Source organism: Peribacillus sp. NPDC096379, assembly GCF_044762875.1.
GTDB lineage: Bacteria > Bacillota > Bacilli > Bacillales > DSM-1321 > Peribacillus.
Window position 1 is genome coordinate 155,985 of sequence record NZ_JBIWFD010000002.1, and the last position, 17,375, is coordinate 173,359.

The following is a 17,375-nucleotide window of genomic DNA, read 5'->3' on the forward strand; positions in this document are numbered from 1 at the left end:
TTGTTCTCTATTTCATTATCCCTAAGTACAAGGGGCGGCCTCATTTGGTAAGTTTAATCAATTTTATTGGGGAAAATTAGAAAAGGAAGGATTGTGTTAATCATGATTCAAACTAAAATATTTGGCCACCGTGGAAGTATGGGCACTATGCCAGAAAACACTCTATTGGGATTCCTTCAGGCATGTGAGTGGGGGGTAGATGGTATTGAACTCGATGTACAATTGACAAAAGACGGAGAATTAGTAGTGATTCATGATGAAACGATCGATAGAACGACAGATGGTACAGGTTATGTGAAGGACTATACTCTACAAGAATTAAAACAGTTTAGTGCAGGAGTAAAATTCTCTAATTTAGCCTTATTTGATAAACATGTTTGGTCTAAAGAACGTATACCAACCCTAGAAGAAGTCTTAGAAATGATTACACCTTATCAAATTGAATTAAATATAGAATTGAAAACAGATATGTTTCCTTACGATGGGATTGAGGAAAAGGTTTTAGCGATTGTTCATCAATTTGATTACGCTGATAAAGTAATTTATTCTTCATTTCATTTACCAACTATACTAAAATTGAAAAAACTTGAGCCAAATACAAGAATTGCATGGTTATTAGTTTATGAACTCAGCCGTCCTTCTGAATATATTCAAAGTTTAGCATTAGAAGGATTACATCTTCATAAAGATTTACTATTAAACAAAGGGAATTATGGTATCAGTGCAGATGATTTTAAGATCAGAGCGTGGACAGTAAATGATCCAAAAGAAATGGAACAACTAGTAAACATGAATAATATAGATACCATTATGACAGATTTTCCAAAGGAAGCTCTTTTCTTAAGAAATGCTCACTCAGTAAAATTTTGATTTCAGATTTTTGTTTTAAGATACCTGATGACTAGCACCACCCGAAAGAAATACGCTGTTAAATATCTATATAATTATTTGAGGAACGATTCAATTCGAGTAATCACGAATGCATGTGGAGTGCTGCGTTGATAAAACAAGCTAAATAATGAGCAGATGGAGTAAGGGGGATCTTGTAATAGATCTCCGCTTTTCCATCTGCTTTTATTTTTAATGTCACGGAGTTCAAACGTACTACCTATTCTTGGGTTTTGAAATACTTGGAAGTTTCATTTACTTCAACTACCCCATCTCCTTTGAATGAACGAATCATAAAACTAGTGTAATAAACAATATTGAACAAGTGTGTTTATTACGAAGGTATATAGGTGAAAGATAGAAAAGATTGATTAAAATTTTTTGTGCTGGTTACAAAATACCTGTAACTTGCCTTTCTAGCTTTTTATCAGATTCTATTGTATAAATAACTGGAAGTTGAAAACCTCCAATTTTAGGGTGTTGTAAATCATTTTATGAAGGAGATAACCGAGATGAAAAAAATATTGCCTACTATTATCTGTTTATTTTTCATTTTCGGAGTGTATGTCACAATAGATAGTCAATGGATACAGAACCGAGCAGAAGTTGACATGAATTCGTTTATTGTGATCGGACACCGCGGTGCTTCAGGATATGCTCCCGAGCATACAATTCCTTCTTATGAACTTGCTTTAAAACTAGGTGCGGATTATTTGGAAATCGATTTGCAGATGACGAAAGATGGAAAGTTAGTTGCAATGCATGATGACTTGGTTGATCGGACTACCAACGGTAAAGGAAAAGTATCTACTTATACACTCGCAGAACTTCAAGAGCTTGATGCGGGGTCATGGTTTAACATAGAACATAAGAAGTTTGCCGATTCAGTTTACGAGAATTTGAAGGTTCCTTCATTAGACGAAATTATTGATACGTTTGGAGAAACAGCCAATTATTATATCGAAACGAAGAATCCAGACAAATATCCAGGTATGGAAAAAGAATTACTCAAAATATTAAATGAAAATGGATTAATAGGTTCAGATGCTATAAAAGGAAGAGTAATCATTCAATCATTTAGCGAAAAAAGCCTTCGCAGGATTCATGCAAGTAATCCAGATATTCCGCTCATTCAATTGATAAAATACCAAGGGAGAGCCAAAGTCTCAAATAGTCAAATCAAGAGATGGAAAGAGTATGCAAGTGGGGTTGGACCGAACTATCGAAAGATTGATAAAAACTACATTCATACGATAAGAAAGGCTGGCTTGTGGATCCATCCGTACACAATTGATAACCAAGAAGATATGAAAAAGTTAATCGGGTATGGCATTACAGGTGCGTTTACGGATATGGCTGACCGGCTAGTTCAGGTAAGCAAAGAAGTTCCAGCCCCGACAAATTATGAGTAATAGTGGACAACATAGTAAAAGCCATATAAAAAGCCCTTGGGTAAGATTTGTTTTGAAAAGTTGAAGGGAACTGTTGAGTGGACGGAATCTATTTATCACGGGTGCTGATGATCGACTCTAAAAATAGAAGAAACTCGTCAAAAAGAGCCTTTATTAAAGCGGAGAAAAGGACTTTTTAGGGATATGAGAAGGTCGATATGTATGGATTACCAATTCCTTAATGGGGCAGTTGTATATAGTCCTGTTTTCTTGCACAAGAGGAAGGATATTACTTATAGAACCTGAATCTTAATGAAGCGTAGGTGGGGGATGAAGCCCCCCACTGATTGGATTTTTGCACTATTTCTCCGAGTTGCGCTTATGAATAGCCCGTAACAAAGATCCCTGAGAGACATCAGGAGGGAATGTTTTAATTAATTCTTACGGATTCCAATCTTCCGACCAGCCTCATTAGGCATGGGGTGGGACTGATAATCGTTTGCCATATTTTCAACCCGTGTTTTGATAGATGCTGGAAACGGAGCAGGGCGTCCTTCGGTCATGTCCATTCCCATCAACATTTGTTCACTTGTTGCTAAGCGATCACCCTGGTCATTTTCCATGACGAAAAATACATGTAGTCGTTTGGCGTCGTGGTCTAACAGATGGATTGTGACACGAAGGCCTTGACCTTCATGTGCCTCTTTTATAAACAGGAGATGTGTTTCTAATGTATAGATCGAATAATGATATTGATTACGAAAGTCAGCATTGATCCCTAACACGATCATTAGACGATCAACGGCCATGCTAAATACGATTGCATAAGCAGCATCAGTCATATGTCCGTTATAGTCGATCCAATCCTTTCGAACGATGTCTTCTAGCAACGGTTTTACGGTTTGAGACATTTCGCACCCTTCCTCCCTTTATACTTTCCCGCTTAAGTTTGCTCCTGGCCAATATTTTTCTAGAAGTTGAAGGAGTTCGATCAGAAAATCATCACGACGCTGTTCAAGTTGAGATATTGGATGTCCAGCTGTTTGCTGTTCACAGCCAGCCACAACTTTATTCGTTAGCCCCTCCGTTAGTTCAGGTGCAACGAGTTTGGTCCAAGGAAGTTTTAATGCAGGTCCAAATTGTTCGAGCATATGCTTCATCCCTTGTTCACCGCCAGCGAGGTGCAGGGTTAAGAAAGGTCCCATTAATGCCCAGCGTAACCCAGGACCATAAACAATTGCCGCATCTATTTCTTCTGTTGTAGCGATGCCGTCATTTACAAGATGTAATGCTTCGCGCCAAATTGCTTCCATAAGACGATCCGCAATATGCCCTTCGATTTCGTTAGATATAACAAGCGGTTTCATCCCGATTGATTCATAGAAATGTTCTGCCCGTTTTATAACGTCAGAGGAAGTATTTTTCCCACCAACAATTTCTACAAGTGGCACTAAATACACTGGGTTGAACGGATGAGCAACAATGACACGTTCTGGTTTTTCGCATTTTTCCTGTAATGTGGTAGGCATAATGCCAGATGTACTTGATGCAATGATCGCATCGGGTTTTGCATGTTGATCGATCATTGCTAATAGTGTTTGTTTTAATGCTTCGCGTTCTGGTGCGTTTTCTTGAATGAGATCTGCGTTCGCGATGGCTTTTGTAAGATTAGGTTCAAATATAAGTCGATCTTTTGAAGCTCCGGCAGCTAACCCTTTTTTTTCAAGAGCTGGCCATGCTTTATCGATTGCTGTTCGCATGCGTGCCTCAGCAGTTTCTGCTGGATCTGTTGCGATTACATCATAGCCTTGAGCAAGAAAACGAGTAATCCAGCCATTCCCGATAACTCCTGTACCAACAACGGTTACTTGTTTGATCAAATTTGAATCCATACTATTCAGCCTTTCCGTGAGGATTATTTAATTTGAGGTGTATTCTTGCTTCTTGAGGTGTCATCGGCTTGGTACCAAGACCATCCATGATTGTGATAACTTTTTCTACTAACTGGCCATTTGTTGCAAATACCCCTTTATCAAGGTAAAGGTTGTCTTCGAGACCTACGCGGACATTTCCACCAAGCAGCATTGATTGAATCGCTATTGGCATTTGATGGCGTCCGATCCCAAATGCAGACCAGTGAGCATTTTGGGGAAGCTTATCTCGCATGTATAGCATTGTTTCCGCATCCGCATCAGCTCCCCAAGGAATACCTAGGCAAAATTGAAACATAGGATCCCCGTCAATAAGACCTTCATCCACTAATTGTTTAGCAAAGCGAAGATGCCCAGTATCAAAGCATTCCAATTCTGGCTTAACACCACATTGTTGAATGAGACGAGCTTGTTTGCGAAGCCAGTTAGTTGGGCTTATATAAAGTTGATTGCCAAAGTTAAGGCTGCCACAATCAAGTGTACAAATCTCTGGTAATAATGTACCGACAGGTTCATGACGTTCCTCAGGTGTTTGGATGTCAGTTCCTGGCCCACCGACTGCTGGGTCTTCTTGGCTAGGAATCCAGTCACCACCACCACCTGCTGTAAGGTTAAGAATGACATCAGTGTCGGATTCACGGACTCGTTCCACCACTTCACGAAAAAGTTGCGGATCATGACTTAGAGCACCGGTTTTTGGATCGCGGACATGGATATGGGCGATTGTCGCTCCAGCTTTTGCTGATTCAATCGCAGCATTTGCAATTTCCTTAGGTGTGATTGGAACATGATGGCTCTTTTTTGTTGTATCGCCTGCACCAGTTACTGCGGATGTTACGATTACTTTTTTACTCATATCGATCCTCCTGTTCTTCTTTTTAAAAATATTCACTTGTAGAGGTTGTTCAAAAAGTCCGGTAAAGAAGCTTGTGAATGCTCATGAATGACCTTCTGTTAAAATCGCGCACGTCCTGTGCAAGCAAGTCCAGCCCTCACGTATTATTGTATACGCGCAGACTATCGCTAACAGAACTTCTTTGCTCTTTTATCTTCCTTTTTGAACACGCACTTGTACAAAAAAAAGAAAATGGACAGTGTTTCACCATTTTCTTTTTAAATAAAGGACCGGAACCCGCTTACCTTATTACTAAATTCAAAATAGTTCGTAATAAGATTAAGGCGGCATGGGCAACGTGTTTTAGTTTGCTATTATTCCACCCCTAATTAGGTTCAGATCACAGGTATATTTAATTTATCTTCCATTTTAGAAATGAATTATGATTTTGGAACATGCTTGAAAATTTCCCCGCTATCAAAGAAATCGACTAAGCGTGTTAACCAGTGGTAATAATCCAACCATTCCTTTGTTTCTTTGAGTAAGTCATTGACTTTTTGTTCTATTTCTTCTGTTAAAGTTTCATTCTCGAGCATGGCCTTTAATTCGGTTGATAATTTTTTCTCGAACAGTTTATTTTTTTTGATGGTTTTTTGCCAGTTGGAAGTGAATAACGAAACAAAGGTCTGGTAATAGTCTTGCTCAACATTATAAAGGTCTTTACGGACGCCTTTTTCAAAGACTTTTTCAGCAATATTGAGATCTAGCATTTCACGAACCACTTGGCTCATGCGCGTTTTACTCATGCCTGTTGCTTCTGATAATTCATCAAGGGTCATCGCTTTTCTATTCATATAGATAATACCAAGCACTCGGCCAACTGTTGTTGAGACCCCGAATGTGTGCATATTATCCGCAATTTTTTCAACAAAATGATCTTCTACTTGTTTAATTTTACTAAATTGTTTTTCATCCACAATGATCATCCTTCCAATTGCCAGCTGCATATGTCACTGTATCACATTTGAATAAAACTGGAAAATTAGTATTTGGAAGGAAATGAACAGATTGTCGAGCATTTATAAGGAATGTCATGCTTAAACTTTGTGCAATGAAAAGTTTACGTAAATTTCGTACAATTTGTACAATTTGTAAACTTTTTAATTTACAAACTTTACTTTACACTTAAGAGGTCACTAAAAATTTTTCACGGTTAAGTCCTTACATTAAATCGATTGATGTAAGGAAAATAATGGAGGTGTCTTACAATTGCTGAAATTTGACCACGTTTCGAAAATGTATAAGGGAGGAAAAAAGGCAGTTAACGACTTATCCTTAGAGTTTAAAAAAGGAGAATTTATTGTTTTTATCGGACCAAGTGGCTGTGGTAAAACGACAACAATGAAAATGATTAACCGCTTAATCGAACCTTCTGAAGGAAGCATTTATATTAATGGAGAAAACATTTTAGAAAAAGATCCAGTACAACTTAGACGCGAAATTGGGTATGTAATTCAACAAATTGGACTATTCCCTCATATGACGATTCAAGAAAATATTTCACTCGTTCCAAAATTGTTGAAATGGCCGGAAGAAAAACGTCGTACACGTGCAAGAGAGTTGTTAGAACTTGTTGATATGACACCAGAATACTTAGACCGCTTTCCACATGAACTAAGTGGTGGGCAACAACAACGTATTGGTGTGCTACGAGCATTGGCAGCTGATCAGTCCCTTATTTTAATGGATGAGCCATTTGGTGCGTTAGATCCTATTACCAGAGATGCTTTACAAGAAGAGTTCAAAAAATTGCAACAAAAACTAGGGAAAACAATTGTGTTCGTTACGCATGATATGGACGAAGCCCTTAAATTGGCTGATCAGCTTGTGATATTGCGAGATGGTCAATTGGTACAGGTAGGTACTCCTGATGAAATATTACGAAATCCGGTAAATGATTTTGTTGAAGAATTTATTGGGAAGGAACGGTTAGTTCAAGCTAGACCTAATATTCAAACAGTTGGGCAGATCATGAACTCAAAACCTGTTACTGTGACAGAGGACAGAACATTATCTGAAGCCATTCAAATAATGAAGCAACAAAGGGTAGATTCTTTACTGGTTATTGATGAAGAGCAGATGCTTAAAGGGTATATTGATGTTGAAATCATTGATCAATCCCGTAAAAAAGCGACACATGTTGGGGATGTACTGGTAACAGAATTACTAACAGTTGATAAAGATACACTGGTTCGTGATACAATTCGAAAAATCTTGAAAAAAGGGATGAAATATGTTCCTGTTATTGATCAAAAACAACGTCTTGTTGGGATTGTTACAAGGGCAAGTCTTGTTGATATTGTCTATGATTCTATTTGGGGCGAAGAAGAGATTGAACAATAATTGAAAGGAGGGAGAGGTGATGGATCGTATTATTGAGTTTTTTACTAATTATGGCGGCGAAATGTTATTTAAAACTTGGGAACATTTATATATATCATTAATTGCGGCACTATTAGGGATCATTATAGCTGTTCCACTTGGGGTTGCGCTAACTCGATTTCCAAAAGGTGCCGGCTTTGTGATGGGGATTTTAGGCGTTATTCAAACGTTTCCGAGTTTTGCAATTTTAGCCTTTTTTATTCCAATTCTAGGTGTTGGTAAAGTTCCAGCTATTATCGCTTTATTTTTCTATTCAGTCCTACCTATCTTGAGGAACACATATACAGGTGTCAATGGTGTTAAACGTAGTTTGCTTGAAGCAGGACGCGGGATGGGTATGACTGGATGGGAACGTATCCGTTACGTCGAAGTGCCACTAGCAATTCCTATTATTATGGCAGGTATTCGTTTGTCCACTGTATATTTAATTGGTTGGGCAACTTTAGCGGCTTATATTGGAGCTGGTGGACTAGGTGATTACATTTTTAGCGGTCTTAACTTATACCAAGCCGAATTCATTGTTGCTGGAGCGGTTCCGGTTACTATTTTAGCCTTATTGGTTGATCTTCTTTTAGGTCGTATTGAAGAAAAAGTAACACCTAAGGGAATTAGAAAAATGAAAGAAGCCGTTTAGGTAGGGGGAGCATGAAACGTGTTAAAAATAAATAAGAGTTTACTAGTTGCATTCGTCTCTTTGACTGTTTTCATTAGTGGTTGTTCTCTTCCTGGCTTGAGTGGACCGGCTAAGAATACAGTTACTGTCGGGACATTGGGTACGTCAGAATCACAGATTATGGGGAATATCGTTCGCCTTATGATTGAACATTACTCGGATGTCCACGTTGAAATGGTCAATAATTTAGGTTCATCGATCGTCCAACATAAAGCGATGATGAGCGGAGATGTTGATATTACTGCGACACGTTATACAGGAACAGACTTAGCGGGTGCGTTAGGAATGGAGCCGGTAAACGATCCACAGGAAGCACTTGAAATTGTGCAACGTGAATTTGAAGAACGATTTGATCAAACATGGTTTGATTCATATGGGTTTGCTAACTCTTATGCATTTACTGTCACGAGAGAATTAGCTGAAAAAGAAAACTTGAACACAGTATCCGATTTAGAACCATTTGTTTCTGAGTTGAAATTAGGCGTTGATAATGCCTGGTTGAAACGAAAGGGAGATGGGTATGAGGGTTTCGTCTTAGAGTATGGGTTTGAATTTGGCAAAACGTATCCGATGCAGATCGGTTTAGTTTATCAAGCGGCAGCGAACGGAAAGATGGATGTTGTGCTTGCTTATACAACAGATGGCCGTATTAAGGCATTTGATTTAAAAGTATTAGAGGACGATAAGTACTTTTTTCCACCATATGATACGTCAGTTGTTGCGAGTAATGATGTATTAGACAAACACCCAGGTCTCAGAGATATCCTTCAAAAACTAGCAGGTACAATTGATACAGAAAAAATGCAAGAGTTGAACTATGCTGCTGATGGAAAAATGAAGGAACCATTAATCATCGCAAAAGAGTTTTTGGAAGAACACAATTACTTTGAATAATTAGGGGGTGACTATTAATGGAAACGATACAGGAGGTTTTATATTATTATTCTCAAAACACAGGATATGTATGGGAACAATTTTATCGGCATTTTTTAATGGCTGCTTATGGTGTGATTTTAGCAGCGATCGTTGCAATACCGCTTGGAATCTTAATTGCCAGATACCATAAGTTAAGTATCTGGGTCATGTCTTTAGCAAACATTATACAAACGATCCCGGCATTGGCCATGTTAGCTGTGCTTATGTTGGTAATGGGACTTGGAACGAATACAGTTGTGTTTGCTCTGTTTCTCTATTCCCTTTTACCAATTATAAAAAACACGTATACAGGCATTCGAAATGTTGATCATGCTTTACTAGAGTCCGGGAAAGCGATGGGGATGACCAAGTTACAAGTGTTACGAATGGTTGAGCTACCGCTTGCTTTGTCAGTTATTATGGCAGGATTACGAACTGCGTTAGTTATTACAATAGGTATTGCGACCATTGGTACGTTCATTGGTGCTGGCGGATTAGGTGATATCATTTTACGAGGTACAAATGCTACAGATGGGACAGCGCTTATTTTAGCAGGGGCAATCCCTACCGCTTTGATGGCCATTATCGCTGATGTTGTGATGGGTTGGATAGAACGAAAGTTATCACCCATGAAAAAGAGAAAGGGTACCGTAAAGCAAGTTGAAGAGCTCGCAGTATAGCCTTTCTTAACAGCAGGTCATTAATGAGCGACGAAGAAATTGTAAACTTTTTACCAGCCTTTTTGAACAAGCTCTTAGAGAGGGAAAAAGGAGGAACTCATGTGACTATTGTACAAATTTTACTAGAGAAAGATGTTCCTTGTACGTTACGGGATGGTACGGTTCTATATGCAGACATTTATCGCCCTAATAAGGAAGGAACTTTTCCGGTTCTGCTGACCCGACTGCCTTATAATAAAGCTTTGCCTATGTATTCACATCGGTATCTCGATACAAATCGAATGGTGCAAAATGGATATGTAGTCATTGTTCAGGATGTCAGAGGACGCTTTGCATCTGAAGGAGATTTTGTCCCATTTTTACATGAAGCGGAAGATGGATATGACACGGTGGAATGGGCGGCAAAACTCTCTTTTTCAAATGGAAAAGTGGGGATGTTTGGTTTGTCCTATTATGGCTTTACTCAGTTGCTGGCTGCTACGGAACGGCCACCACATTTGCATGCGATTGCTCCTGCCATGACGTTATATGACTGGCGTGAGAACACAGTAGAAAAGGGTGGGAAGTTCTTGGTCGGTTCTTCAGAAACATGGGCACTTCAATCAGTTGCACCAGATCAGATTAGTCGAAAGTATAAAGATCCGAAAAAGTATGCTGAGATGATGGGGAAAATGGCGGAATATGACAATCGGATAGAAGAATGGTATCATTACAAGCCAATTCAGGATTGGCCTCCACTCAAAGAGCTAGGAGTAGCTGGCTTCTTTTATGATCTTGTTGGTGATACATGGAGTGAAGATCAATGGGATCGAGTGAATATTACAAACAAATATCACAATATCGAAGTTCCGGCTTATCATATTGCTGGCTGGTATGATAACTTTTTACAAGCAACGCTTCAAAATTATACGAAGTTGAGTGACATGGTGGAATCCGATCAAAAATTAATTATTGGTCCATGGGGACACGGTTTATTTAGTTCTGTACTAGGTGAAAGGTCTTTTGGCATTCATGCATCTGGCGATTGGATTGATCAAAAAGAAGACTTGACTAATTTACATATTCGATGGTTTGATCATTGGTTAAAAGACAAGAATTCGACTGTGTTTGAAGAAGCGCCGATTAAATTGTTTGTTATGGGGATTAATAAGTGGCGTAGTGAAAATGAATGGCCGTTAGCTCGAACAAAGTATACTCCTTTTTATTTACATAGTGAGGGGGGAGCAAATACTCGCTTTGGTGATGGGCGTTTAAGGTTTGAAAAGCCGGAAAATGAACCAGTCGATACATTTGTGTATGATCCTGCGAATCCAGTTCCATCAAATGGGGGAGCAACCTTGTTTTCCGGTGTTAACACGTTGGGACCTCTTGATCAGCGAGAAATTGAAAAAAGAGATGATGTATTAGTTTATACATCAGAGCCTTTAGAGCGAGCACTTGAAGTGACAGGCCCAATCAAAGTGAAGCTTTGGGCAAAAACAGATGCGCAAGACACGGACTTTACCGCGAAATTAATCGACGTTATGCCCGATGGAAGAGCTTATAATTTAACAGATGGTATTGTTCGTACGACGTATCGAAATGGACAGAAGCAGGAAGAAGCCATAAATGATGAAGTCGTTCAATATGAGATCGATTTATGGGCAACCAGTAATGTGTTTCTGCCTGGCCACCAAATAAGAGTGGAGATTTCGTCCAGTAACTTTCCACGCTTCGATGTGAATTTTAACAATGGTACAACGATGCTGGAAGCCACAAAGTATCAGACAGCTAACCAAACCATTTATCACAATGAAGAGTACCCCTCTCATATTTTGTTACCGGTCATCCCATGCATTGAAAACTAAAATGATATCAAAAAAATTGCTATTTATTAGCAATTTTTTTCATTATAAAGATAAAATAGTGAAGTGCAATGTGTTGGAATTATTACCAGAAAAATATACAAGCGAAATTTAATAATTAAAGGCAAATTATTAGATGGTGGTGTAGAAGATGAAGAATAGAGATTTAAAGATTAATACATCGATTGAAAAGCTCTTGAACAATGAGGATTTTTCTGGAGTTGTCATAGTTAAGGATGAAACTGAAGTGATTTTGGAGTCAGCATCTGGTTTTGCCAATCGCGTGGATGAACAGCTGAATACCATTCATACACGCTTTAGCATCGCTTCAGGTTGTAAGTTGTTTACTGCAATTGCGATCTGCCAATTAGTTGAAAATGGCCAATTATCTTTTGATACACGACTTAAAGACTGTTTGGATATAGAATTCCCTCATTTTAATGAAAATGTATTGATCCACCATCTCTTAACACATAGCTCAGGAATTCCAGACTATTTTGATGAAGAGATAATGGCTGACTTTGAAGATCTTTGGAAGGCAACACCTATGTATCTATTAAAAAGTTTAAAAGATTTTCTACCACTTTTCCAAAATGGCAACATGATGTTCAAGCCTGGAGAGAAATTTCATTATAATAATGCTGCATTCATAGTTCTAGGGTTGATTGTTGAGCAACAAACAGGCTGTTCTTTTTCAGACTATGTTGTAAAGAATGTTTTTAAACGATGTGGAATGAATGATTCTGGTTATTTTTCTTTAGATCAGCTTCCTAAAAACACATCTTACGGATACATCGATCATGAGGATGGGACATGGAAAACGAATGTCTACTCAATTCCTATCCAAGGTGGTGCAGATGGAGGAGCCTATATTACTGCTCCGGACATGATTAAGCTTTGGGAAGCATTATTTAATTTTCAGCTATTAAATGAAACAAATACGAATTTGCTTTTGACTTCACACATTCATGTGAAAGAGGGAGTAGATTACGGGTATGGGGTTTGGATTAACAAACGGAATCATTCCATCTACAAATATCATGTAATGGGCTATGATCCTGGTGTGAGCTTCCATTCAGCGGTATATCCTGAATTTGGGATTATCGTTGCAATTCCTTCAAACAAATGTTCAGGTTCTTATCAAGTAATGAAAGCAATAGAAGAATATATGGAGGGATAACCGATATTTTGTGTTCAGAGCTTGGAATAAGTTTTTACCTACTAGCATTTTAAGAGAGAAAGCCGGGTAGAGGAGAGAATATGGATATAAGGAAATTAAATGTAAATGAAATACCACCAATGGATTTATTGTTATTAGCTGATCCTTCGCGAAAAATGGTTGAACAATATATCGCTAGGGGAGAATGTTTTGTAGCTGAAATTGATCAACAAATTATTGGCGTTTATGTGCTACTACGAACACGTCCCGAGATGGTGGAATTGGTGAATGTTGCTGTAGCAGAACAGCATCAACATAGAGGGATAGGGAAGCAGTTAGTATTGGATGCAGTTCAATCCGCCAAGCGAAAAGGATATAAAACAATAGAAGTTGGTACTGGGAATTCAAGCATAGGACAGTTAGTACTTTATCAAAAATGTGGCTTTAGAATGGTTGATATCGATAAGGACTTTTTTATTAAGCATTATCAAGAAGACATTTTTGAGAATGGTATACAGTGCAGGGATATGGTTCGATTATCTCAGGATTTATAAGGCGAACAAAAAAAGATTGTAGTGAAAATCTCTTTTCACTACAATCTGACTGTGATCTATTGAGTGTTTTAATAACTCCTATACACATAAGGATCATTAGAAATCCTATCAACTTCTTCTGGTTACTTACCAGAAGAAGTTTGTTTAAATAGCTTTTTTTCGTTGATAAGTAGAAAGCACGACTCCTCCCACAATGAATAGGGACCCTAATAATTCTACACTGGTAATTGGTTTGGATAGTAAAATGAATCCTGTAACCATGGCGACAAAGGGCTCTAAATTAGATAATATAGATGCCTTTGAAGCATCGACATGTCGAATATTATTATTCCAAATAAGTGTGGCTATGCCATGCACAATAACTGCTGTTCCGATTAATAAAGCCCAATCAGATATATCAAAGCTGATCCGAATTGGAGCGTCTAATGAAAAAGCAAATGGGATCGCTACAATAAATCCAACAAGATTTGAATATAAAGTAATCGTAAGAGGGTCTACTCTTTGCGAGAGTACTCTTGTCATAATTATCATAATGGCGAAAGTAATCATCGTTACAACAATCCATAATAATCCTTTATCAATGTGAATCGTTGATAAATTCCCTTTCGTTACAACAAAATAAATGCCGATGACCGCAAGAAAGGAACCCATTAACATACGAGTCGTTAATTTTTCTTTTAAAAATACAGCGGCTAAAAAGCTAGTTAAAATAGGAGTAGTAGCTAAAATTAATGCAGATGTTGTTGGATCAGCTGTTTGTAATCCCATAAAAAAAGACCATTGATTAATAAATACACCAATAACTCCTAAAACAAAAAGCCACATCAAATCTACATTATTCACACGTCTAAATCCTTTTTTGTACAAAGATAATCCAATTAACACTAGGACAATAAACAGTAGTCTCAGCATAGTTAGCATAGTTGGGGAGAAATCTTGAACTAATATCTTACCAAAGACAAAATTACTTCCCCATACAACAACACATAAAATCAGCCAAGAATAAGCTTTTAACATTTAAATCATCACCGTACCTCTAACAAAATGCCATTGGTCTATTATAAACGTAATAGCTTGTTCCGTATACTATTTTAATAATTCGGATATAAGATGTTCTTATATCCGAATTTCCCCTTTTTTTGTGAGGGATTGTACCTGGAAATCCTGAATCTATTTAAGCTGATCCGAATGGGTACTTATGTTTAGCGCTAACGAAATATTTAGATCCTAAAAAGTGGGAATTGATTAAAATGCCCAACAATATTCTTTGCAGTTCTTCATTAAATAAAGGGAAGGATGAATTTATATATGAGGGATGGATGGAAATGGCGAAAAGGTACCGGGGAAAAACATTAAGTAAGCTCCCTTCAAAAGGACGAGGGGACTGTCCGTTGTGTAATCGAAAAAGAATTAAATTATTATACTCTCATAAAACGGAAACAAAAAACATCATTCAAGTATGTAAAAACTGCCGACATAAATAAGTTTGCCAAGATTGCTTCGACGACTTTTTTTGTTGAACGGGCGGGAAAGGGTAAGCAATGTTAGCGATATCTACTATGGGCTGAAGATTTGGTCGGTTTGAATGAGTTAATCCGTTTACTTAATAAACTAGAGGCTAAAAATAGCTAGAAATGAAGGAGCTAAGAGTAAGTTTAGCGTTCATTGAGAACAAAAAAACAGTGCAATTTCATAGGTGAAATGCACTGCTCCTTTATAAGTTTTCATAGCTTTTTCACTCTAAAAGAGGAAAGCTGAAATTATCTGACTGCCTCTTTTAGCTGGTTTAATTCCGATACAGGTCTGATGCGTTGTTCTGTTTCGACATCGAAGAAATGCGCTTTATTCATATCCAGTGCCATTTCCAAATTATCGCCTGCTTGAACGATTGTACGAGCATCAACACGTGCAACGAAGTCTTGGCCACCTAGTGAAGAGTAAAGCATGAACTCTGCACCCATTAGCTCAGCTACTTCAATGTGGGCACTCATTCTCGTTTCTGGAGAAGATTCAATGAATAAAGGCTCATCGTGGAAGTCTTCAGGGCGAATTCCCAAAATGATCTCTTTTCCTACATAGCCTTGATCACGAAGAAGCTTCATTTTGCCTTCAGGGATTGCGATAGATTGGTCACCAATTTTAACAAAACCATTTTCTAGTTTTCCATTTAAGAAGTTCATGGCTGGAGAGCCAATGAAACCGCCCACAAAAACATTTTCAGGTCTTTCATACACATCTTTAGGAGCACCAACTTGTTGGATGATACCGTCTTTCATAACGACAAGGCGTGTGGCCATCGTCATTGCTTCTGTTTGGTCATGGGTAACATAAATTGTTGTTGTGTTTAAGCGTTTGTGCAGTTTTGCAATTTCAGCACGCATTTGCACACGTAGCTTAGCATCAAGGTTCGACAATGGCTCATCCATCAGGAAGACTTTTGCGTCACGGACGATTGCACGACCAAGGGCAACACGTTGACGTTGACCACCGGAAAGGGCTTTAGGTTTACGATCCAAGTATACTTCGAGACCAAGAATTTTCGCCGCATCTTTCACGCGTTGATCAATTTCTGCTTTCGGCATTTTACGAAGTTTTAGCCCGAATGCCATATTATCATATACAGACATATGTGGGTATAGTGCATAGTTTTGGAAGACCATCGCGATATCGCGATCTTTAGGCGGAACATCATTTACACGTTTTCCATCAATGTAGAAATCACCTTTTGAAATTTCTTCAAGTCCTGCGATCATACGTAATGTTGTCGATTTACCGCAGCCAGAAGGTCCTACGAAAACGATAAATTCCTTATCTTCAATTTGTAGATTGAAATCTTCTACAGCCGTTACTTTATTATCGTAGATTTTAAAAATATGTTCTAATTGTAATTCTGCCATTTATAAAACCTCCCAATCTCTTGTCTATGAATCTATTGTATTGGAAGCGTATTCAAAATAATATAGACAGGGTGCACAAAAATGATAGTATGTTTTTATGCAAGTTGCCATAGATTTAAAATTCTGATAACAAAATTAGCAAATAAGCAGGTAATGCATGATTAAAGGCTCGTACATCAAGGCCTGTTTTATCAATAAATTTATCGATGCGATATTGCAAACTGTTGCGGTGAATATAAAGTCTCTTAGCAGCTAAACTTGCATTTGAATTGCATTCAATATACGTTTTCACTGTACCAATTAATTCTTTATCTAGTAAAGTCTCGCCGAGTAATGCAATAGTAAACCATTTTTTTTCTTCTTCTGTTATGCCCTCTAAAAAAAGGAACGGAAGTAGATCAGCAAGAACTATCATTTTCCGGTTTTGGATAAAATTCTTCGCTTTAAGGTAGAATTTCTTTTCCATTTCATAGTGAGAGGATAACTCTTTATCTACAAAATGAAAGCTGCCTAGGAATATTTCAATCTTTGTATAAAAATCACTTTCCAATGTTGAAAGCATAGCCATTAGTTCTTCTTTGTCTAAACCATCTTCTGTTTTTCCCTCGATTAAAGCTCCTGATCTATCACTCGTCCATACTAATATAGCATTTGATGAAACGAATGACAGTAGCGCATCTTCAAAATCACGACCAGAAAAGTCATTGTGATCAAAGTGAAAGTGGGTGAAACGAACATGTTCCCAGCGTGTTTTGGGCAATTTCCCATTCTTATGTAACAAGAAATCACTCCAAGGCTGTTTGGTCGAAGAATCGTTTCGCCCGTCGAAAAAGTCTGTATGGAATAAGAGACTAAGAAGGTTGATCTCTTCAGGTGTAATGGCTGATTTAGGTATCCCGATTTCATTGCCATTATCATCTCTAAACCAAAAGTATTTTTCAACGTAAGGAGCATCCTGTTTATGAGCAATTGAATTTGGATATTTGTTAAGTAATTTATCTATCATAATGGACTGCCTTTCTTGTTTGTATTCAGGTGAACTTTTCTTTATTATAACGAAGTTTTAATTATTAGAACAATTTGATGTATTTTTTATCAATTTTAGGGATAAGTAGTAAATTGGGTGAGAAAAGACCTTTTTTAAAAAATTAGAATAGCGAAGAGGG

16 protein-coding genes are annotated in these 17,375 nt (G+C 37.9%); 9 read left to right on the forward strand and 7 right to left on the reverse strand.

Annotated elements, in window-relative coordinates; genetic code table 11:
• Positions 1-102: 102 nt before the first annotated feature.
• Positions 103-870: a glycerophosphodiester phosphodiesterase gene (locus ACIQZI_RS09810; protein ID WP_403072519.1), complete on the forward strand. Its 768-nt coding sequence runs from the start codon at positions 103-105 to the stop codon at positions 868-870.
• Positions 871-1,400: 530 nt separating this feature from the next.
• Positions 1,401-2,300 carry a glycerophosphodiester phosphodiesterase gene (locus tag ACIQZI_RS09815; protein WP_403072522.1) on the forward strand — a complete coding sequence of 300 codons (900 nt, stop codon included), beginning with the start codon at positions 1,401-1,403 and terminating at the stop codon, positions 2,298-2,300.
• Between the two features lie 413 nt (positions 2,301-2,713).
• Here the strand turns inward: ACIQZI_RS09815 and ACIQZI_RS09820 are convergent, their stop codons facing one another.
• The 4 genes from ACIQZI_RS09820 to ACIQZI_RS09835 all read right to left on the reverse strand — a co-directional run bounded on the left by ACIQZI_RS09820 (position 2,714) and on the right by ACIQZI_RS09835 (position 6,022).
• Positions 2,714-3,190 (reverse strand): thioesterase family protein, encoded by a 477-nt coding sequence (locus ACIQZI_RS09820; protein WP_062182417.1) that lies wholly within the window; start codon positions 3,188-3,190, stop codon positions 2,714-2,716.
• Between the two features lie 18 nt (positions 3,191-3,208).
• Positions 3,209-4,171 (reverse strand): L-carnitine dehydrogenase, encoded by a 963-nt coding sequence (locus tag ACIQZI_RS09825; RefSeq protein WP_403072526.1) that lies wholly within the window; start codon positions 4,169-4,171, stop codon positions 3,209-3,211.
• A 1-nt stretch (position 4,172) separates the two neighbouring features.
• The gene (locus tag ACIQZI_RS09830) at positions 4,173-5,066 is read right to left on the reverse strand and encodes a beta-keto acid cleavage family enzyme (RefSeq protein ID WP_403072529.1); all 894 of its coding nucleotides are present in this window, start codon (positions 5,064-5,066) and stop codon (positions 4,173-4,175) included.
• A gap of 419 nt (positions 5,067-5,485) precedes the next feature.
• Positions 5,486-6,022, reverse strand: coding sequence for a GbsR/MarR family transcriptional regulator (locus tag ACIQZI_RS09835; RefSeq protein WP_403072532.1), 537 nt, complete (start codon positions 6,020-6,022; stop codon positions 5,486-5,488).
• A 292-nt stretch (positions 6,023-6,314) separates the two neighbouring features.
• On the opposite strand from ACIQZI_RS09835, the gene ACIQZI_RS09840 reads away from it, so the two are divergent.
• From ACIQZI_RS09840 to ACIQZI_RS09870, 7 genes are all read left to right on the forward strand, one after another.
• The gene (locus ACIQZI_RS09840) at positions 6,315-7,448 is read left to right on the forward strand and encodes a betaine/proline/choline family ABC transporter ATP-binding protein (RefSeq protein ID WP_403072535.1); all 1,134 of its coding nucleotides are present in this window, start codon (positions 6,315-6,317) and stop codon (positions 7,446-7,448) included.
• Positions 7,449-7,467: 19 nt separating this feature from the next.
• A complete protein-coding gene (locus tag ACIQZI_RS09845) occupies positions 7,468-8,121 on the forward strand; it encodes an ABC transporter permease (protein WP_403072538.1) in 654 nt (217 codons plus the stop codon).
• Between the two features lie 18 nt (positions 8,122-8,139).
• Positions 8,140-9,054, forward strand: coding sequence for an osmoprotectant ABC transporter substrate-binding protein (locus tag ACIQZI_RS09850; RefSeq protein WP_403072541.1), 915 nt, complete (start codon positions 8,140-8,142; stop codon positions 9,052-9,054).
• 17 nt (positions 9,055-9,071) lie between these two features.
• Complete coding sequence (locus tag ACIQZI_RS09855; protein WP_403072544.1) at positions 9,072-9,755, forward strand: ABC transporter permease; 684 nt, start codon at positions 9,072-9,074, stop codon at positions 9,753-9,755.
• A gap of 101 nt (positions 9,756-9,856) precedes the next feature.
• On the forward strand, positions 9,857-11,602 hold the full coding sequence (locus tag ACIQZI_RS09860; RefSeq protein ID WP_403072547.1) for a CocE/NonD family hydrolase: 1,746 nt from the start codon (positions 9,857-9,859) through the stop codon (positions 11,600-11,602).
• Between the two features lie 148 nt (positions 11,603-11,750).
• On the forward strand, positions 11,751-12,779 hold the full coding sequence (locus ACIQZI_RS09865; protein WP_403072550.1) for a serine hydrolase domain-containing protein: 1,029 nt from the start codon (positions 11,751-11,753) through the stop codon (positions 12,777-12,779).
• 80 nt (positions 12,780-12,859) lie between these two features.
• A complete protein-coding gene (locus tag ACIQZI_RS09870; RefSeq protein ID WP_403072553.1) occupies positions 12,860-13,312 on the forward strand; it encodes a GNAT family N-acetyltransferase in 453 nt (150 codons plus the stop codon).
• A gap of 144 nt (positions 13,313-13,456) precedes the next feature.
• Here the strand turns inward: ACIQZI_RS09870 and ACIQZI_RS09875 are convergent, their stop codons facing one another.
• The 3 genes from ACIQZI_RS09875 to ACIQZI_RS09885 form a co-directional block, all read right to left on the reverse strand.
• Positions 13,457-14,329, reverse strand: a complete 873-nt coding sequence (locus ACIQZI_RS09875) for a DMT family transporter (RefSeq protein ID WP_062182386.1) — start codon at positions 14,327-14,329, stop codon at positions 13,457-13,459.
• A gap of 743 nt (positions 14,330-15,072) precedes the next feature.
• A complete protein-coding gene (locus ACIQZI_RS09880) occupies positions 15,073-16,209 on the reverse strand; it encodes an ABC transporter ATP-binding protein (RefSeq protein WP_403072557.1) in 1,137 nt (378 codons plus the stop codon).
• A gap of 115 nt (positions 16,210-16,324) precedes the next feature.
• Positions 16,325-17,215, reverse strand: coding sequence for a PucR family transcriptional regulator (locus ACIQZI_RS09885; RefSeq protein WP_403072560.1), 891 nt, complete (start codon positions 17,213-17,215; stop codon positions 16,325-16,327).
• Between the last annotated feature and the right edge of the window lie 160 nt (positions 17,216-17,375).